15 protein-coding genes are annotated in these 17,111 nt (G+C 62.4%); 9 read left to right on the top strand and 6 right to left on the bottom strand.

The annotated features are described in order from the left end of the window. Positions 1-96 precede the first annotated feature (96 nt). From dctP to V8Z65_RS13725, 4 genes are all read left to right on the top strand, one after another. Entirely contained in the window at positions 97-1,098 is a 1,002-nt protein-coding gene (gene dctP, locus V8Z65_RS13740; RefSeq protein ID WP_338720720.1) for a TRAP transporter substrate-binding protein DctP, read from the top strand. A 134-nt stretch (positions 1,099-1,232) separates the two neighbouring features. Then, complete coding sequence (locus V8Z65_RS13735; protein ID WP_338720719.1) at positions 1,233-1,799, top strand: TRAP transporter small permease subunit; 567 nt, start codon at positions 1,233-1,235, stop codon at positions 1,797-1,799. After that, entirely contained in the window at positions 1,796-3,091 is a 1,296-nt protein-coding gene (locus V8Z65_RS13730; protein WP_338720717.1) for a TRAP transporter large permease, read from the top strand. The genes V8Z65_RS13735 and V8Z65_RS13730 overlap by 4 nt, the downstream gene beginning before the upstream one ends. 27 nt (positions 3,092-3,118) lie before the next feature. Further along, positions 3,119-3,952, top strand: a complete 834-nt coding sequence (locus tag V8Z65_RS13725; protein WP_338720716.1) for a shikimate dehydrogenase — start codon at positions 3,119-3,121, stop codon at positions 3,950-3,952. A 153-nt stretch (positions 3,953-4,105) separates the two neighbouring features. On the opposite strand, the gene V8Z65_RS13720 is transcribed toward V8Z65_RS13725, so the two are convergent. Further along, positions 4,106-5,539: a PLP-dependent aminotransferase family protein gene (locus V8Z65_RS13720; protein ID WP_338720715.1), complete on the bottom strand. Its 1,434-nt coding sequence runs from the start codon at positions 5,537-5,539 to the stop codon at positions 4,106-4,108. 111 nt (positions 5,540-5,650) lie between these two features. On the opposite strand from V8Z65_RS13720, the gene V8Z65_RS13715 reads away from it, so the two are divergent. From V8Z65_RS13715 to V8Z65_RS13700, 4 genes are all read left to right on the top strand, one after another. Further along, positions 5,651-6,052 (top strand): DoxX family protein, encoded by a 402-nt coding sequence (locus tag V8Z65_RS13715; protein ID WP_338720714.1) that lies wholly within the window; start codon positions 5,651-5,653, stop codon positions 6,050-6,052. 151 nt (positions 6,053-6,203) lie between these two features. After that, a complete protein-coding gene (locus V8Z65_RS13710) occupies positions 6,204-7,340 on the top strand; it encodes a DJ-1/PfpI family protein (RefSeq protein WP_338720713.1) in 1,137 nt (378 codons plus the stop codon). Continuing rightward, positions 7,337-8,422: an alpha/beta hydrolase gene (locus tag V8Z65_RS13705; protein WP_338720712.1), complete on the top strand. Its 1,086-nt coding sequence runs from the start codon at positions 7,337-7,339 to the stop codon at positions 8,420-8,422. The genes V8Z65_RS13710 and V8Z65_RS13705 overlap by 4 nt, the downstream gene beginning before the upstream one ends. A gap of 227 nt (positions 8,423-8,649) precedes the next feature. Then, positions 8,650-8,832: a dihydrofolate reductase family protein gene (locus V8Z65_RS13700; RefSeq protein ID WP_338720711.1), complete on the top strand. Its 183-nt coding sequence runs from the start codon at positions 8,650-8,652 to the stop codon at positions 8,830-8,832. A 14-nt stretch (positions 8,833-8,846) separates the two neighbouring features. Here the strand turns inward: V8Z65_RS13700 and V8Z65_RS13695 are convergent, their stop codons facing one another. After that, entirely contained in the window at positions 8,847-9,749 is a 903-nt protein-coding gene (locus V8Z65_RS13695) for a LysR family transcriptional regulator (protein WP_338720710.1), read from the bottom strand. 94 nt (positions 9,750-9,843) lie between these two features. Between V8Z65_RS13695 and V8Z65_RS13690 the strand changes: the two genes are divergently transcribed. Next, positions 9,844-11,340 (top strand): CoA-acylating methylmalonate-semialdehyde dehydrogenase, encoded by a 1,497-nt coding sequence (locus V8Z65_RS13690; RefSeq protein WP_338720709.1) that lies wholly within the window; start codon positions 9,844-9,846, stop codon positions 11,338-11,340. 73 nt (positions 11,341-11,413) lie between these two features. Here V8Z65_RS13690 and V8Z65_RS13685 read toward each other — a convergent pair whose 3' ends face one another. From V8Z65_RS13685 to V8Z65_RS13670, 4 genes are read right to left on the bottom strand one after another with little or no spacing between them, the layout of a single operon-like run. After that, positions 11,414-13,030, bottom strand: coding sequence for a GMC family oxidoreductase (locus V8Z65_RS13685; RefSeq protein WP_338720708.1), 1,617 nt, complete (start codon positions 13,028-13,030; stop codon positions 11,414-11,416). Continuing rightward, complete coding sequence (locus V8Z65_RS13680; RefSeq protein WP_338720707.1) at positions 13,020-14,540, bottom strand: FGGY-family carbohydrate kinase; 1,521 nt, start codon at positions 14,538-14,540, stop codon at positions 13,020-13,022. Before V8Z65_RS13680 ends, V8Z65_RS13685 begins: the two co-directional genes overlap by 11 nt. Further along, positions 14,533-15,375, bottom strand: coding sequence for a class I fructose-bisphosphate aldolase (locus V8Z65_RS13675; RefSeq protein ID WP_338720706.1), 843 nt, complete (start codon positions 15,373-15,375; stop codon positions 14,533-14,535). Before V8Z65_RS13675 ends, V8Z65_RS13680 begins: the two co-directional genes overlap by 8 nt. A 14-nt stretch (positions 15,376-15,389) precedes the next feature. After that, positions 15,390-17,096, bottom strand: coding sequence for a glycerol-3-phosphate dehydrogenase/oxidase (locus V8Z65_RS13670; protein WP_338720705.1), 1,707 nt, complete (start codon positions 17,094-17,096; stop codon positions 15,390-15,392). Positions 17,097-17,111 lie beyond the last annotated feature (15 nt).

Raw genomic sequence — 17,111 nt, 5'->3', positions numbered from 1 at the left:
TTGATCTGGTCGATCGAGGGTGGTACCAAACCGATTGTCGGGTAGCCCATGCGGGAGCGAGGAGGGCGTGCCTGTAAAACTCGAGGGAGGAAAAGAATGTCTTTTACCATCACCCGCCGCGCGCTTCTGGCGGCGACCGCGGCACTTGCCATCTGCACCACCGGTACGCTTGCCCAGGACAAGATCCTGCTTCGGTTGTCCGGGGTGAACTCGGAAACCGATCAGCGCGCCATAGCAATGGTCAATGTGTTCGGTCCGGCCGTGGCCGACTTTGCGACTTTCGAACCGCACTGGAACGGCACCCTGTTCCAGCAAGGAACCGAGCTGGAGGCCATTGCGTCCGGCGACCTCGAGATGTCGATTACCTCGGCGCAGGAACTGGCCACCTTCTTTCCCGAATGGTCGGTTTTCGCCGCAGGCTATGTGCTGCAGAGTGCAGAGCATCAGGTCCGGGTTTTCAATGATCCGCTGATGGACCCCTTCAGGGAGAAGGTTGAAAACGAGCTTGGCGTTCGGCTGCTTGCGCCCATGTATCTGGGGCGTCGCCAGGTGAATCTGCGCCAACCCCGCTCGGAACTTGACGTGAAGACGCCCGCCGATCTGGCCGGTGTCAATCTGCGCATGCCTGGTACTGATGCCTGGCAGTTCCTTGGCCGTGCGCTGGGTGCGAACCCCACGCCAATGGCTTTCACGGAGGTCTATACCGCGCTGCAGACCGGCGCCGTTGACGGTCAGGACAACCCGCTGCCAACCGTGGTCGATGCCAAGTTCTATGAGGTCACCAAGCAGATTGCTCTGACCTCACATCTGGTGGACTGGAATTTCATCGCCATTTCGGCGGAAGTCTTTAACGGCATGACCGCCGAGCAGCAGGCCGCGGTCACCGCGGCCGCCATTGCCGCCGCCGACAGTGGCCGGGCGGCACAGCTTGCCAAGGAGGATGAGCTGGTGGCCTTCCTCGAAGACAAGGGCCTGGAGATCTATGAACCCGACGTCGCTGCGTTCCGCAGCGCGGTGCAATCGGCCTATCTGAACAGCGATTTTGCCGCTAGCTGGCCCGAAGGCGTCCTGGACGCAGTGAACGCGCTCGGCGACTGATCTGACGAAAAACGGTGCAGCGCGCTCGTGCGCTGCACCGCAGATTGGAGTTTCCAGCGCCCGCAGGTGCCTGGCGATGATCACCGTGTGACGCCGGCCGCGAAGTACAAAGCCTGACTCAGGAGGGCGCCGCAATGAAGGCCATGATCAGCACACTCCGCACTATGGCGGAGGGCGTCTCGGCACTGATGATGGCTGCCATTTTCTGCACCTTCATCCTGCAGATCATCGTGCGCTACGCCGTGGGCGCGCCATGGTTCGTTTCGACCTTCGGCAACGCCATCAATGCGTCCTATTTCGGCTGGACCCTCGAATTCATCCTGGTGCTCTGGCTCTGGACGATCTTCTGGGGAAACGCCTTCGTCGTCAGGGACCACGACCATGTCACTTTCGGCATCATATACGAGGCGGTCGGCCGCAAGACCCGCACCGCGCTGGCCATAATCGGTGCGTTGATCATCGCTGTGGCCCTTTGGTCTTCGATTGGACCGACATATGACAGGATGAAGCTGCTGTGGCTGAAGTCCTCGGCGACCCTGCCGGTCAAAATGATGCCGATCTACTCGATCTACTTCGTGTTTCTCGCCGCCGTCGGCCTTCGTTATCTCCTGCGCGCCTGGAACTGCGCCCGATACGGCGCCGACGGTGACCTCCAAGTGCGTCAATCCGAAGAGTCGATTCACGCGGAGAACAAGAAATGAGCCTCGAACTTGCCATCATGGTGGGATCGCTCTTCTTCCTGGCCGGAATTGGCGTGCCGATCGCCTATGCGATCATTGTGGCCTCCATGGCCTATATGCTGGCGACGGGCTCCTCCATAGGCATTGCTGGCAAGACCCTGACTGACGGCATCTATCAAAGCTTCCTGCTGCTGGCCGTGCCGCTCTTCATCGTGGCCGCGAACATCATGAATGCGGGGGCGATCTCGGATCGGCTGCTGAGCTTCTGCATTGCCACTGTCGGCCGTTTCAAGGGCGGTCTGGGCCATGTCAATGTGATGGCCTCGCTGATTTTTTCCGGCATGTCCGGATCGGCCGTGGCCGATGCGGCAGGGATCGGGAAGATCATCATCGACATGATGCGCAAGGAGGGCCGCTTTCCCCCGGGCTATGCTGCGGCGATCACCGCTGCCTCGGCCACAATCGGTCCGATCATTCCGCCCTCGATCCCGATGGTGCTCTACGCGCTCGTCTCCAATGCGTCTATCGGGGCGCTTTTCCTTGGCGGCATCCTGCCCGGACTGCTCATGGGCGCGGTGCTGATGGCCATGAATTTCTGGATCGCGCACCGCCGAGGTTTTGGCACGGAGGAGCCAGTGCCGCTGCGCGATCTGCCCAGGGCCACCGGTCGGGCCTTTCCTGCGCTATTGATGCCGGCCATCCTCCTTTACGGGATCTATGGCGGTGTCACGACGCCGACCGAGGCCGCGGCCGTCGCTGCGGCCTATGCGCTGGTGTTGTCGATTGTCTTCTATCGCTCGCTGAGCCTTAGGAGGTTGTATTCGATCCTGGTGGAAAGTTCGCGATCATCGGCGGCCGTCGGGATCGTCATCGGCGGCGCGTTGATCCTCAATTACATCGTGGCATCTGAAAATATTCCCGCAGCGCTGGCGGCCTATCTCGTCGAGGTCAACGTCTCGCCCCTGGCCTTCCTGCTGGCGGTGAATGTGCTGGTGCTGGTTCTGGGATGTCTGCTGGATGCCACGACGATCATTCTGGTTATCGTTCCACTGTTCATACCGACCTGTAACCTGCTCGGGATCGATCTGGTGCATTTCGGGGTGGTCATCGTCGTCAATTGCATGATCGGCCTGATCACACCGCCCTATGGCATCCTGCTATTCGTCATCAACGCGGTCACCGGCATTCCGCTGCGGGACATTATCCGCGAAGTGGTGCCGTTCCTGGTAGCTCTCGTGGCCGCTCTGTTGGCGATGATCCTGTTCCCCGACATCGTTCTCTTCCTTCCGCGCCTGGCGGGTTACGGGGGCTAGGTGCAAGGCAATGACAACAGGTGACACGTGATCTCGGGCAAGACCAAACTGATCGCTCATCTCGGGTACCCGACCGAATCTTTTCGGGCGCCCATGATCTACAACCCCTACTTCGAAAAGCACGGCATTGACGCGGTCGTGGTCCCGATGGGCTGCAAGTCCGAGGATTACGCCGCGTTCGTAAGGCTCGTCTTCCGGCTGTCGAATATTCACGGCGCCCTCGTGACGATGCCGCACAAGGTTACGACCATGGCGCTGCTGGACGAAGCATCCACGACTGCGCAAGTCGCGGGTGCCTGCAATGCCATTCGGCTTGGTCCCGATGGCAGGCTGGTTGGCGACATGTTCGACGGTGAGGGCTTTGTACGGGGCGTGCTGCGCAAAGGCAGGGCGTTGTCAGGAAAAAGGGCCCTGGTGGCCGGCTCGGGTGGCGTTGGATCGGCCATTGCGGCGTCTCTGGCCAGAGCCGGGGTCGCCGAACTGTCGCTGTTCGACGGCCACGAGCCTTCGATGCAGGGACTGGCCGCACGTCTGCGACGGGCCTATCCAGGCCTAATTGTGAGTACCGGCTCAAACGATCCGGCCGGCCATGACCTGGTGGTTAATGCGACACCTCTTGGCATGAAAGACGGAGATCCGCTGCCGATGGATGTGTCTCGCATCGATCCGTCGACCTTTGTCGGCGAGGTGGTGATGAAGACCGAGATCACTCCGTTTCTCGCCGCCGCGCGGGAGCGCGGGTGCAGTTTTCAGGTGGGAACCGACATGCTGTTCGAGCAAATTCCCGCCTATCTCGAATTTTTCGGCTTCCGCACGACGACGCCGGACGAACTGCGCGCCGTCGCCAAGATCGCCTACTGAAAGGTCAAGGCGAGCATCACCAGCCTTGCAATGCGCGTCCGCTCTTTTCGACCGTCGCCACGCAAAAGGACTTCCTGGCTGAGTGGAAAAGGCAGGGATATCAATCCTTTTCCGGCGCGGCATTGGAGGCCGTGTCGCCTCCGTGGGACCAGGTCAGTCCTCAAACGCAGCCCTCAACTGCACCAGGCCTTCGGCGATCTTTGGTGTCGCAATCGCGCCATAGCCGAGCACTAATCCGGCGCGGCAGCTTTGCCCGAGATGGAATGAGGATAGCCTATGTAGCTGCACACCGCGTTTGGCCGCCCTGGCGGCTATTTCGGACATCTGCTCGACGGTCGTGGATGGCGGTGCCAGGGCGGTCAGATGAAGGCCGGTGGTGGAGGGGATCAATTCGAGCAGACCGGCGAAATCCCGGGTGATCGCCGTTGCGATCATGCTGTGCCGTTCCCGGTAGACCGCGCTGACCTTGCGGATGTGAGCGGAAAAACCACCGCTTTCGATAAAGCGCGCCAGGGCAGCCTGCTCCAGTGTAGGCGAGTGCCAGTCGCTGACATATTTCGCGCGTTGAATGGCGTCTCGCAACGATGGCGGTGGCACGACGAAGCCGAGCCGCAGGGTGGGAAACATGGTCTTGGAGAACGATCCGACATAAATGACGCGCCCTGCCGTATCGAGCGTTTGCAAGGGTGGCAGGGGACGCCCCTCGAACCGGAACTCCCCGTCATAATCGTCCTCGATAATGGCGCTGCCATGCCGCTCGGCCCAACTGAGCAGCGCCTGTCTGCGGCCCAATGTCATGGTCACGGATAAAGGGTATTGGTGCGACGGCGTGACATAGACGGCCCTGGCATCGTCCGGCAGCGCCTCGACGACGATGCCATCCTGATCGACCGGCACGCCGATCACCTTGGCGCCATGGGCCTCTAATGCCCGTCGTGTCGCCTCATAGCCAGGGTCTTCGATGGCGATCTTGTCGCCGGGTGCCAGGAGTGTGCGCGCCAGGAGATCGATGGCTTGCTGGGTGCCGCCGGTTACGATGACATCGTCCTCAGAGGCGTCGACACCCCGCGAGACCCCGATATGCCGCGCGATAGCCGTCCTTAGCGCGAGATGCCCGGCGGGCTTCTCGTAGATGCCGGGAAGGGCGGATTCGTTCGATCGCAAAACTTTCGCGATCAGCCGCCGCCAGTTGAGGTGCGGAAAAAGCGAAACATCGGGAAGGCCGGTGCGGAAATCGTAGATCGCCGAGGCATCGAAGGCGGTGGGGAGGGGAATAGTCTCCCAGATCGGTCGGGGGCGAAGCGCGCCATGCGAGCGCTGACGCCTGGCGCCGGCGGCCTCCAGAGGGGCCCAGTCTTCGACAATGGTTCCCGCGCCCTGACGGGATTGAACGAATCCCTCGGCCGCCAGGTGCTCATAGGCCACGACCACGGTGGCTCTGGCCACCGCGAGTGTCCGGGCCAGTTCCCGCGTCGGAGGCAGCGTGTCGCCCGGGCGCAGCAGCCCTTCAAGAATGGCGCGCCGGATCTGCCGGTAGATTTCGCCGCTGAGATCGTCGCGCCCGACCAGGTCGATATGGAGCGTCATTGCCTTCAGACCTTAAATTGGACTGCTCTATTGCTGCATAATTGGTACTTTAGCCGATCCTCTGTCTCCAATAGCTATCGTCAGACAAATAGCCAATGAGGGAGGCGCACAATGGTCGCGGTTGAAAAGCTCAAAGCGCTGGAACCCTATGGCCTGGCGGCCCTGCGGATCATGTCGGGCCTGCTGTTCTTTCAGGGCGGAACGCAGAAGCTGTTCGGGTTCCCACCGCCACTTTACGACATGCCGATGGACGCGCTGATGATCGTGGCCGGCTTGCTGGAACTGATCGGCGGCGCCTTGATCACGGTCGGGCTGCTGACGCGGCCGGCGGCCTTTATCCTCTCGGGGATGATGGCGGTGGGCTATTTCATGGTGCATGCACCGCAGGGTTTTTTCCCGGCCAACAATATGGGCACACCCGCAATCCTGTTCTGCTTCGTCTTTCTCTATTTCGTCTTTTCGGGTCCCGGCACCTGGAGCCTAGACCGCTGGCGGGCCTTGTCCTGGCGCTGACTGAGCAAAATCGTGCCGCTCTGGCCCAATGCGCCGTTTTTCGTGTGTCTCAAACGACCGGCGGCAGCGCCTGGTTCGTATCAGCAGATCGGGGCGCGACAGGTCGAGATCCAATGACCCGACCGGCTTTTTATCTGGAGGTGAACCAGCAATGACCAAGGCGCTTTTCATATGGAGCGGCATTGCCGTTGTCGTGCTCGGCATGGCCGGCTTTGGCGGTTGGCTTTTCAGCCTTCCGCCGGCAAGTGCAGGCGCCGAGGCGCCAATGGTGCCGCAGGAGGAGGTGGAGGCCATGCTGTCGGCCCTGCGGCACGATGGCGACGAGCGCCCGCTGATTGCGATCATTGGGTTGAACGACGCCACCGAAACCACAGACTATTTGCTGCCAACAAGTATTCTTCGTCGTGCCGACATTGCCGAGGTGGTCATGCTCGCAACCGACGAGGGGGCGGTGCAGCTTTATCCCGCGCTTCGGGTTGAACCGGATCAGACCATTGCCGCGTTCGACGTCGAACATCCCGATGGCGCCGATTATGTCATCGTGCCGGCGATGAGCAGGGACGATGACCCAGCCGTACTCTCATGGCTGCAGGATCAATCCCACAAAGGCGCTCGGATCATTGGCGTGTGTGCCGGGGCCAAGGTGGTTGGCGCGGCCGGATTGCTCGATGGTCGCCGGGCAACCACGCACTGGTTTTATCTGCGCGATATGCTGAGGCGCAGCCCGAGCATTGATTATGTCGCCGATCGGCGCTTCGTTGCCGATGATGGCGTGGTGACCACGACGGGTATCACCGCTTCCATGCCGATGATGCTGACCCTGATTGAAGCCATTGCGGGGCGTGAACGGGCCGATGCGGTGGCTCGTGAGATCGGCGTGGAACGCTGGGATATGCGCCATTCGAGCGGCGCCTTCGGGCTGACCCGGCCGTTCGCGACCACCGTCCTTGCCAATTTGGCTGCGTTCTGGAATCGCGAGGTTCAGGGCATCGCCCTTGAGCCGGGCATGGACGAAGCTTCGCTCGCGCTGGTGGCGGATGCCTGGTCCCGGACCTATCGGTCGCATGCGGTCACATTTGCGCAATCATCATCCGCCATCACAACGGCGAATGGCGTGCGCGTTCTGCCGGACCGCGCGGAACGGGACTGGCCGGCGAACCACTTGGTATCGACGTTTCCCGAACAGCGCGTTGCCGACGCCCTGGACCGGACGCTCGCGGCCGTCGCCACCCGCTATGGCGAGCCCACGACGGATGTCGTCGCCATGCAGCTCGAATATCCCCGATGATCGCGCGTTTCAGGATCGGTCCCGAAACGGCAGGTGACTTTGCAGCATCATGGCTGCCGCATATGAGGCGCTCGCCGTTCAGATGGTCCGGCAATCCACTGAAAAAATTCCGCTCCGGATGTCGTAAGGCTGCGGCCCGGTTCGTCTTGGGAACAGAAGCAAAGGAAACCCAAATGAACAAGCATACGATTTTTTCCGTCATCGCCGCGGCGGCGTTGAGCCTTGCCGCATCAATCGTGACGCATGCCCAGGAGGCATCTGAGATGTTCCAGCTCCCGACTCCAACAGAATCCGGCTTCGCTGAGGTCAACGATGTCAAGGTCTGGTACCAGACCTATGGCGAAGGCGACCCGCTGATCCTGCTTCACGGCGGCCTTGGGACCGTCGAGATGTTCGGGCCCAATATCGCTTTGCTCGCCGAGAGCCGCAAAGTTATCGGCGTCGATCTCCAGGGCCATGGCGGCACCGGTCCTCTCGGCCGAGAAATGACCTTCGAGGCCATGGCGACCGATATAGCCGAGCTCATCAAGGCGCTCGGCTACGAGAAGGCCGACGTGTTTGGCTACTCCCTTGGCGGGGCCACCGCGATGCGGCTCGCCATCGATCATCCCGAGGTCGTCGACCACCTGGTCCTGCTCTCGGCCGCCTATGCTTTCGACAATTGGCACACCTACAATTTTGAGGGCATGCGCAGCATCAATGCCGATCCGGTGGCCACCGCCGAAAGCCTCATCGGGTCGCCGATGCACCAGGCCTATATCGCGAAAGCGCCGGGCGGTGCAGATAGCTGGGTCGACGCGGTCAAGGAAATCGCCACACTAGTCGGTGTCGACTACGACTTCTCGGCCGAGATCCCGGGCATCAAGGCGCCTACGCTGGTCATAGTCGCCGACTGGGATGCCGTCCGCATCAGCGCCGCGACCAAGCTCTACGAAATGCTCGGCGGCGGCGCGCAGGACGCCAACTGGGACCGCTCCGGGATGGGCCAAAACCATTTTGCGGTGATCCCCGACGCCACCCACTACGACATCATCAACACCACGGCGGCGAGCGAACTCGCCATTCCCTTCCTGGACAACTAGCGCAGGCAGAATAAGGCACGACTTCGGGCGGTTGCATGCTCTCGAGCATGCAACCGCCCGATCGCTGGAGTCCGCAACTGTTCGTGACGCACCCAGACCCCGGAGATATCAGATGGGCAAGGGAACGAATGCAGCGCATCATCCTCTGGTGACTTATGTGAACGATGTCGCCAGCGCGATGAAGCAGGCCAAGCTGGCCGCGAAGGGCAAGGGTGCATGGTGGCACCTTGGCGCAACAGGCGCTGCGCGCCGGCGTGCTGGATGAAATTCAGATCCACCAGATCCCGGTGCTGCGGGGAGCAGGGCGCAGGCTGTTCGACGGTCTGCCAGAGCGGATCGAGCTGGAGATCGTCCGAGTGATCGACACACCGGACGCCACACATATCCGCTATCGCGTGGTCAGGGACTAAGGAGGGAGGGGATTTTATGGGTTGTCCGGTGCCATTGCCGCAATAAACAGGGCCCGGTCTCGGGCAACGATCTCGGCCAGGAATTCGGAAACCAGCGCCACGCGGCGGATGGAGCGGAGGTCTTCGTGCAGCACGGTCCAATAGGAACGGGTCACTATGTGCTGCGGCAGGAGGGGGATGAGATCGCGATCGCGGCGGGCCATGAAGGCGTGCAGGATGCCGATGCCGGCACCGGCCCGAACGGCTTCAGTCTGACCCATGGCCGAGGACACCGCGATCCGTGAATGCCAGTCGCCGCTGAACAGGCCCGTATAGTCTAGCGATGCGGTATAGAGCAGGTCTTCGACATAGCCGACGAGGCGGTGGTGCTGCAGATCGTCGAGGCTTTTTGGCGCGCCATACCGGTCCAGATAGCTACGCGCGGCATAGAGCCCCAGGGAATAGTCGGTCAGCTTGCGCGCCACCAGCCGGCCTTCGCGGGGACGCTCCAGCGTCACGGCAATATCGGCTTCGCGCCGCGATAGCGAGAAGGCCCGTGGCACAGGCACCAGTTCGATGCGCATAGAGGGATGGCGCTCGGTCAGTTCGTGCAGGCGTGGCGCCAGAAAGGCCACGCCGAAGCCGTCCGGAGCGCCGATGCGGACCGTGCCTTCGATCCTGCTGTTTGCATCGGCCGATCCTGCCGCTGCAAGGCTGGCGCTTTCCATGGCCTCGGCGTGGACCAGAAACGTCTCGCCCTGCGCCGTCAGCTGGGTGCCGTTGGTGCGCCGCTGGAACAGCGTGCTCCCCAGCGCCTCTTCCAACGCCGTCAGCCGTCTCGCCACCGTCGCGTGGTTGAGGCCGAGGGCGCGGGAGGCCCCCAAGATCTGGCCGTTGCGGGCCACGGCGAGAAAGATACGAACATCGTCCCAGTTCAATGCGCTCTACTTTCTGCACAACAGATGCGCGACTGATCGCGTTGATGTGCGAAAAGCATAGTGACATTTTCCTTGCCGACCAAGGAGGAACTGCATGCGCACTATTGGACACTTCATCGACGGCGTCGAAACCACTGGCAGCTCGACCGAATTCCAGGATGTCTTCAACCCGGCGACCGGCGACGTCCAGGCGCGGGTGGCCCTGGCATCTTCGACAGATCTGGAGGCGGCCGTTGCCTCCGCCGCTGCCGCGCAGCCCAAATGGGCCGCGACCAATCCGCAGCGACGGGCGCGCGTGTTCTTCAACTTCGTAGCGCTCATCAACCAGAACATGCAGGAGCTGGCGGAACTGCTGAGCGCCGAACACGGCAAGACCATCGAGGATTCCAAGGGCGACATCCAGCGGGGGCTGGAAGTGTCGGAATTCGTCGCCGGTGCACCGCACCTGCTCAAAGGCGAGTTCACCGATGGGGCGGGGCCGGGGATCGACATGTATTCCATGCGTCAGCCTGTGGGTATTGGCGCCGGCATCACGCCGTTCAACTTTCCCGCCATGATCCCGCTCTGGATGCTGTCGCCGGCCATTGCCGCGGGCAATGCCTTCATCCTCAAGCCCTCCGAGCGCGATCCGTCCGTGCCGGTGCGCCTGGCCCAACTGGCCATCGAGGCCGGACTGCCCAGGGGCATCCTCAATGTCGTGCAAGGCGGCAAGCCTGTGGTGGATGGCATTCTGGCCCACGAAAAGATCGAGGCCATCAGCTTTGTCGGCTCCACCCCCATCGCCCGCTATGTCTATGGAACCGCCGCTGCCAACGGCAAGCGCGTGCAGGCCTTTGGTGGTGCCAAGAACCACATGATCATCATGCCCGATGCCGACATGGACAAGGCCGCCGATGCCTTGATGGGCGCCGGTTATGGTTCGGCCGGGGAACGCTGTATGGCCATTTCCGTGGCCGTCCCCGTTGGCGATGGTACAGCCGACCGCATCGTTGAGGCGCTCAAGCCCCGCATCGAAAAGCTCAAGCTTGGTCCGGCCAGCGACGCCGCATCAGAAATGGGACCGGTCATCACCAAAGCCAGCCAGGACCGCATCAAGCAGCTCATCTCCAAGGGCGTGGAGCAGGGCGCCGACCTTGTGGTCGATGGCCGCGGTTTCAGTCTGCAGGGTTATGAGAATGGCTATTTCGTCGGCCCGACCCTGTTCGATCGCGTGACGCCGGAAATGGACATCTACAAGGAAGAAATCTTCGGGCCGGTGCTGAGCGTGGTTCGCGCCGGCACCTATGATGACGCGATTGATCTGGTGATGGACAATCCCTACGGCAATGGCACGGCAATCTTCACCCGCGATGGCGACGCGGCGCGCGACTTTGCCGCGCGCATCAATGTCGGCATGGTCGGGGTCAATGTCCCGGTGCCGGTGCCGCTGGCCTATCACAGCTTCGGCGGCTGGAAGGCAAGCGCCTTTGGCGATCTCAACCAGCATGGTACGGATTCGATCAAGTTCTGGACCCGCACCAAGACCGTAACCGCACGCTGGCCCAGCGGCATCAAGGACGGCGCCGAATTCCAGATGCCGACGATGAAATAGAGCAATCGAAATCGGGGCCGCAGATGTGCGACCCCGATGTTTGCTTTCGGCACAAGCGGCCGTTTGCCAAGGTTTAGGCGGCGGACAGCCTGGCTTCCCTTTTGATCATGTCGGCGGCCTTTTCGGCAATCATCACCGTCGGGCTGGCAGTATTGCCTGAAACGATGGTCGGCATGATCGAAGCATCGACGATGCGCAGGCCATCCATGCCTCTGAGACGCAAATCGGGTGTCACCACGGCGCGGTCATCCACGCCCATTCTGCAGGTCCCGACCGGGTGGAAGATGGTGGTGGCGATATCGCCAATGCCCTGCAAAAGTTCAGCTTCGGTGTTCACCACTGGCCCGGGCAGGATTTCCTCTGGACGATAAGATTGCAGTGCCTTGGCGGTCATGATCTGCCGGGCCTGCTGCACCGAACGAACGGCAATGTCGCGATCGGCGGCGGTGGAAAGGTAGTTCGGCTGGATCAGCGGCTGGCGGGAGAGGTCCGTGCTCTCGATATGAACGCTGCCACGGCTCTGGGGACGAAGGTTGCACACCGAAATGGTGATCGCGGGGAAGGTGTGCAGCGGTTCGCCCAGCCGGTTCGTCGAGAGGGGCTGAACATGGTATTCCAGGTCCGGCGTGGCCATCGAAGGGTCGGATTTGGTGAACATGCCGAACTGGCTGGGCGCCATCGACAGCGGGCCGCTCTGGGTGAGGGCATATTGCAGCCCCATGCGCAGTTTGCCGAGGGGACTATGGAACAATGTGTTGAGCGTCTGCGCGCCGCTGACCCGGTAAACCATGCGGATCTGCAAATGGTCCTGCAGGTTTTCACCGACTCCCTGGCTTTCGAGGCGAACGCTGATGCCGTTCTTCTGCAGGATTTCGGGCCGGCCGATGCCGGAGAGTTCGAGCAGTTTGGGTGAGTTGATGGTGCCCGCGGCGAGCAACACTTCGCGACCCGCTCGCGCTTGAACGCTATCGCCGTCGTGACGATAGGTTACGCCGGCGACCCGGCCGTTTTTAACGATCAGCCGCTCTACTTCTGCTTGCGTGACAAGCCGTAGATTGGGGCGGCGGAGGGCGGGCCGGAGGAAGCCCTTGGCGGTGTTCCAGCGGCGGCCACCGGATTGATTGACCTCGAACAGGCCTGAGCCTTCATTGTCGCCATCGTTGAAGTCGGATCGCGGTTCGATGCCGAACTCGCTGGCGCCACGCTGCACCGCTTCCAGGATATCCCAGGAAAGGCGTTGCTGCGCCACCCGCCATTCGCCCCCGACCCCATGCATAGCGTTGGCCCCGGCATGGTGGTCCTCGGACTTGATGAAATAGGGAAGCACATCGTCCCAGCCCCAACCAGTATTTCCGGCCTGTCGCCAACCATCATAATCAGCGGCCTGGCCGCGCATATAGATCATGCCATTGACCGAGGTGCAGCCGCCAAGCACCTTGCCGCGTGGATAGACCAGGGACCGCCCGTTAAGGCCCGGTTCGGGCGCTGTCTTCATCATCCAGTCGGTGCGCGGATTGCCGATGCAATAGAGGTAGCCGACGGGGATGGTGACCCAGTGATAGTTGTCCTTGCCGCCTGCCTCGATCAGCAGGACGCGATTTCGTGGGTCCTCGGTGAGGCGGTTGGCGAGCACGCATCCGGCCGTGCCCGCTCCCACGACCACATAGTCATAGTCACCCTCAACCCGCATGCGGCCGCTCCGACAACAGGTCCTGCCAGATCTGGTCGCTTGCGGCGTTGAGTTTGCTCCAGATGGCATAGCGGCGGTCATAATGGGCAGCCATTGCAGGGTCGGGAACATAGGTCCGGACGGCGCGCGTCATGGCGGCAGCCGCCGCGATCTCATCCTGATAGAGGCCAATTCCCACGGCGGCCATCATGGCCGCACCCAAGGCGCCGGTCTCGCGGGCCTCGGCCACGGTCACCGGCACGCCCAGTCCGTCAGCGAAGATCTGTGGCCAATGTGCTGACCTCGAGCCACCGCCCGACAGCACTGCCTGGTCCATGCCCACGCCTGCATCTGCCAGCACCGAGACATGGCGCCGATGCTCGAACATCACGCCCTCATAAAGCGCCCGCAGCAGGTGGCCTTCGCCGTGCCAGCCGGCAAGGCCAAAAAAGCTGGCCCTGTAGTGCGAACCGAGGCGTCCGCCATAGAGAAAGGGCTGGAACAGCGGATCGTCATGGCGCGGGGTGACCGCGCCGACAAGGTCATTGACCACGCCGAAGGGATCAACGTGGTGTGCCCCGCGCTCGATCAGGGCCCGCACATACCATTCCAGGTTTGCCGCCGAGGTCGCGCTGTTCTCCATATTGGCAAAGCGGTTGGGGCCGTAGCCGGCGACCATGAAGACCCGTTCGTCCTTCACCGGTTCGTTCGAGAACACCTGGTTGATCGACCAGCTACCAGCAACCACCGAGGCCGATCCGGGCAGGGCCGCACCCGATCCCATGGCAGAAGCCACGACGTCAAAGAGCCCTGCGACCACTGGCGCGCCCTCGGCAAGTCCGGTCCGTGCAGCCGTTTGCGCCGTTATAGTGCCGACCACATCGCTGGGCTGGTAGAGGGGTGGCAGCATCCCCAATGCGTCTTCGAGACCATAGAGCCTCATCAGTTCGTCATCGTAGACGGCACCCGGCATGCGCAGGAGGCCGGCGCCCGACATGTCGGAAATCTCGCTCGCCAATTCTCCGGTCAGGTACCAGGTCAGTACATCCTTGGCGAATAGCAGCGTTCCGGCGCGCCCGTAGAGGTCCGGTCGGTTCTGCTTGAGCCAGGCCAAGAGGACCGGTGTCTGCGAAGGCCAGGGGCGTTGCAGACAGATCGCATGAAGTTCCGCGCCCGCGCGATGGTCCAGAACATTGGCCAGTTGCGCCGCCCGGCTGTCGAGGGACTGAATGCCCAGGAGTGGCTGCCGCTCCCGATCGAGCAGATAAAGTCCATTGCCGTGCCCGGCCGTCCCGACCGCCGCGACCTGGCGCGCGTCGATCCCGGCCCTGGCGATGCACTGGCTGATCGCCACCATGGCATTGTCCCAAAGCTCGGGCACCGAGCGTTCGACGATGCCTGCCGCTGGCGTATGGGTGGCGCCGTCGATGCCATGCGCCGCAACCTGCTTGCCGTCCAGGGTAAAAAGAACGGCCTTGATGACCGTGTTGCCGGCATCCAGACCCAGGAGATAGCGTGGGGCGTCAACCATTGTTGTATGTCTCCCAAGCTGCCTCTCCATCGACGCCATCATGGATAATGGCTATCAGCGCCGCAACGACCGCCCGCGGATTGGCGTGCTGGTAGATATTGCGCCCATAGACCATGCCCTTGGCGCCCTGGCGCATCAGCCGGGCGGACTTTTCGAGGACAGCCCTTAGGTCCTCCTTGCCGCCGCCGCGCACCAGCACCGGCACCCGCGCCGCCTCGACGACTCGATGGAAATCATCGGGATCGTCGGTGGGATCGGCCTTGATGATGTCAGCGCCCATTTCCGAAGCGAGACGCACGAGCGGCACGATCTTCTCCACATCGCCATCGACCTGGTAGCCGCCGCGCATGTCATTGGGCAGCATGACCAGAGGCTCGATCATCAGCGGCATGCCGTATTTGTGGCAATCGGCCCGCACGCGGCTGATATTGTCCACGCATTGGCGAAACAGTTCGGGTTCATCAGGCAGCATGAAGAGGTTGACCACGACGCAGGCCGCGTCCATTTCCAGCGCCCCGATGATCGGCTCGTCGCGGTTCTGCAGCATCGACCACATCACCCGGTGCCGCTGGGCGTTATAGGGGTTGCCCATGTCAATGCGCATCACCAGCGCCGGCTTGTCCTGTTCCGGACGCGACTGCAGCAGGTCGGCCTGTCCATAGGCCATCTGGATCGCATCGGGCCTGGCGGCGATCAAGGCATTCACCACCCCGGCCATGTCCTCCAGGCCAACAAGAAAGCTCGGCTCGTTGCAGACCCCATGGTCGATGGCGACATCGAGGCACCCTCCGTTGGTGAAAAGCCGGTTCATCCGGGCTTTGGTGCTTATGCGCATATTTGTCTCCCCGCTCAATTGCGCTGCGTCAGCATGTCTGCCGAGACGCCGTGATAGGTGTGAAGTTGATGGGTCAGGTCCGCGACCTGCTTCTGCCGTTCCGCCGGCGTCCAGCCCAGTTCAGCGGCCAGGACCGCGGCGAGCGCTTCCAGCCGCCTGGACGAAATCAGGCCTGTGATGGCCAAAGGCAGGCGCCGCAGCGCCAGATCGGCAAGGTGCACGACATGTTCGTGCTGGGCGAGATAGGCGATTTCCGCCGCGGTAACGTCCAGCCCCGTATCAAGGGGCACATCGTCTTCCCGCGTGCGGCAGAAGGACAGGACGGCGTCGGCCCGCGTGCCATAGAGACCCACCAGCCAGGTCGCCCGGTTAGCACCGATGCCATGTCGGGCAATGAGCTGCCGCTCCAGTGCCTCGGGCTCCTCCGGAAACCCCGCACCGCCGCCGATGGGCAGATCATAAGTATCGCGAACCCGCGCCTTCCCGAGGAAATCGAGCACAGCATCAGTAGTCTGCTCGGCAAAGGCGCGGAATGTCGTCCACTTGCCCCCGATCATGCAGAATTGCGGCACTGCCCCGTTGATCCGGCGGATCATATGGCCGCGCGATATGCGGCCCGTGAAGGCGTGGTCGCTCCGGGGCAGGGGGCGGATGCCGCTATAGGTATAAATGATCTGCTCGGCGTTGAACGGGATGGACGGAAACACCCCCCTCAGCGCATCGAGGATGTAGTCCCGTTCTTCGTCAGTGCAGTAAACCCGCTCGGCCTTCTCGACCCTTATGTCGGTGGACCCTGCCAGAACCTTGCCGAGATAGGGAAAGACCACGCAGACGCGCCCATCGCCATTCTCGAAGAAGATCATGTGCCCCTTAAGGGCCGCATGGAGTTCGGGATGGTCGAGCACGATATGCGAGCCCTTGGTGCCCGAGACGTACCGCTCGCCATCGATGCCCTGGCTGGAAAGGGCCGCCAGCGACTCGTCGAGCCAAGCCCCGGTGGCATTGACCAGTGCCTTGGCGGCAATGGGAAACTCCCGCCCCGTCAGGTGGTCCCGCACGGCGTAGCCGGTGTCGCGCCGAACCAGTTCGGCATAGTTGAGAGCAATACTGCCCGGCGCTTCGCGACCGCTGTCGAGCAGCAGTTCGATGGCCAGGCGCTCGGGATAGCTGATCCAGGCGTCAAAGAAGGTGGCCGAACCGCGCAGTTTTGGCGTCAGGCGCGGCCATAGCCGCAGCGTTTTGGTGGCGGACCGGAACTGGTGCGGTGGCAGACGGCGGCGCTTGCGCGTAATCCAGTCATACATCGAGAGTCCGGCCTTGAGCGCCAAGGCGCCGCGCCTTGCGGGTGGTGTGGAGAGGCCCAGAAAGCTCGCGGCGCCGTTCAGCAGCCCGGAAAAGGTAGAGGTGATGGGAACTGTTGTCGGCAGCGGCCGCACCATATGGGCAGCATTGGCGAGCAGGGCATCCCGCTCGCGCAGTGATTCCTTCACAAGCGAGAATTCGCCATTCTCAAGATAGCGCAGGCCACCATGGATCATGCGGGACGGAGCGGCGCTGCAGCCCGAGGAGTAGTCGTTGCGCTCGACCAGCAGCACCCGCATCCCTTGCAACGCCAGCTCCCTGAAGACGCCGATGCCGTTAATGCCGCCGCCGATGACGACCACGTCGAAAGCGGGATCGGCGCTGATCCGGTCGAAGCTGTCCTGGCGTGTTACTGACAATAGAAATCCTTCCGC

It is taken from the genome of Devosia sp. XK-2 (assembly GCF_037113415.1).
In the GTDB taxonomy this organism is placed as follows: Bacteria; Pseudomonadota; Alphaproteobacteria; order Rhizobiales; family Devosiaceae; genus Devosia.
The sequence above is the reverse complement of the archived record's forward strand: the minus strand, read 5'-3'. Positions and strand labels throughout refer to the sequence as shown.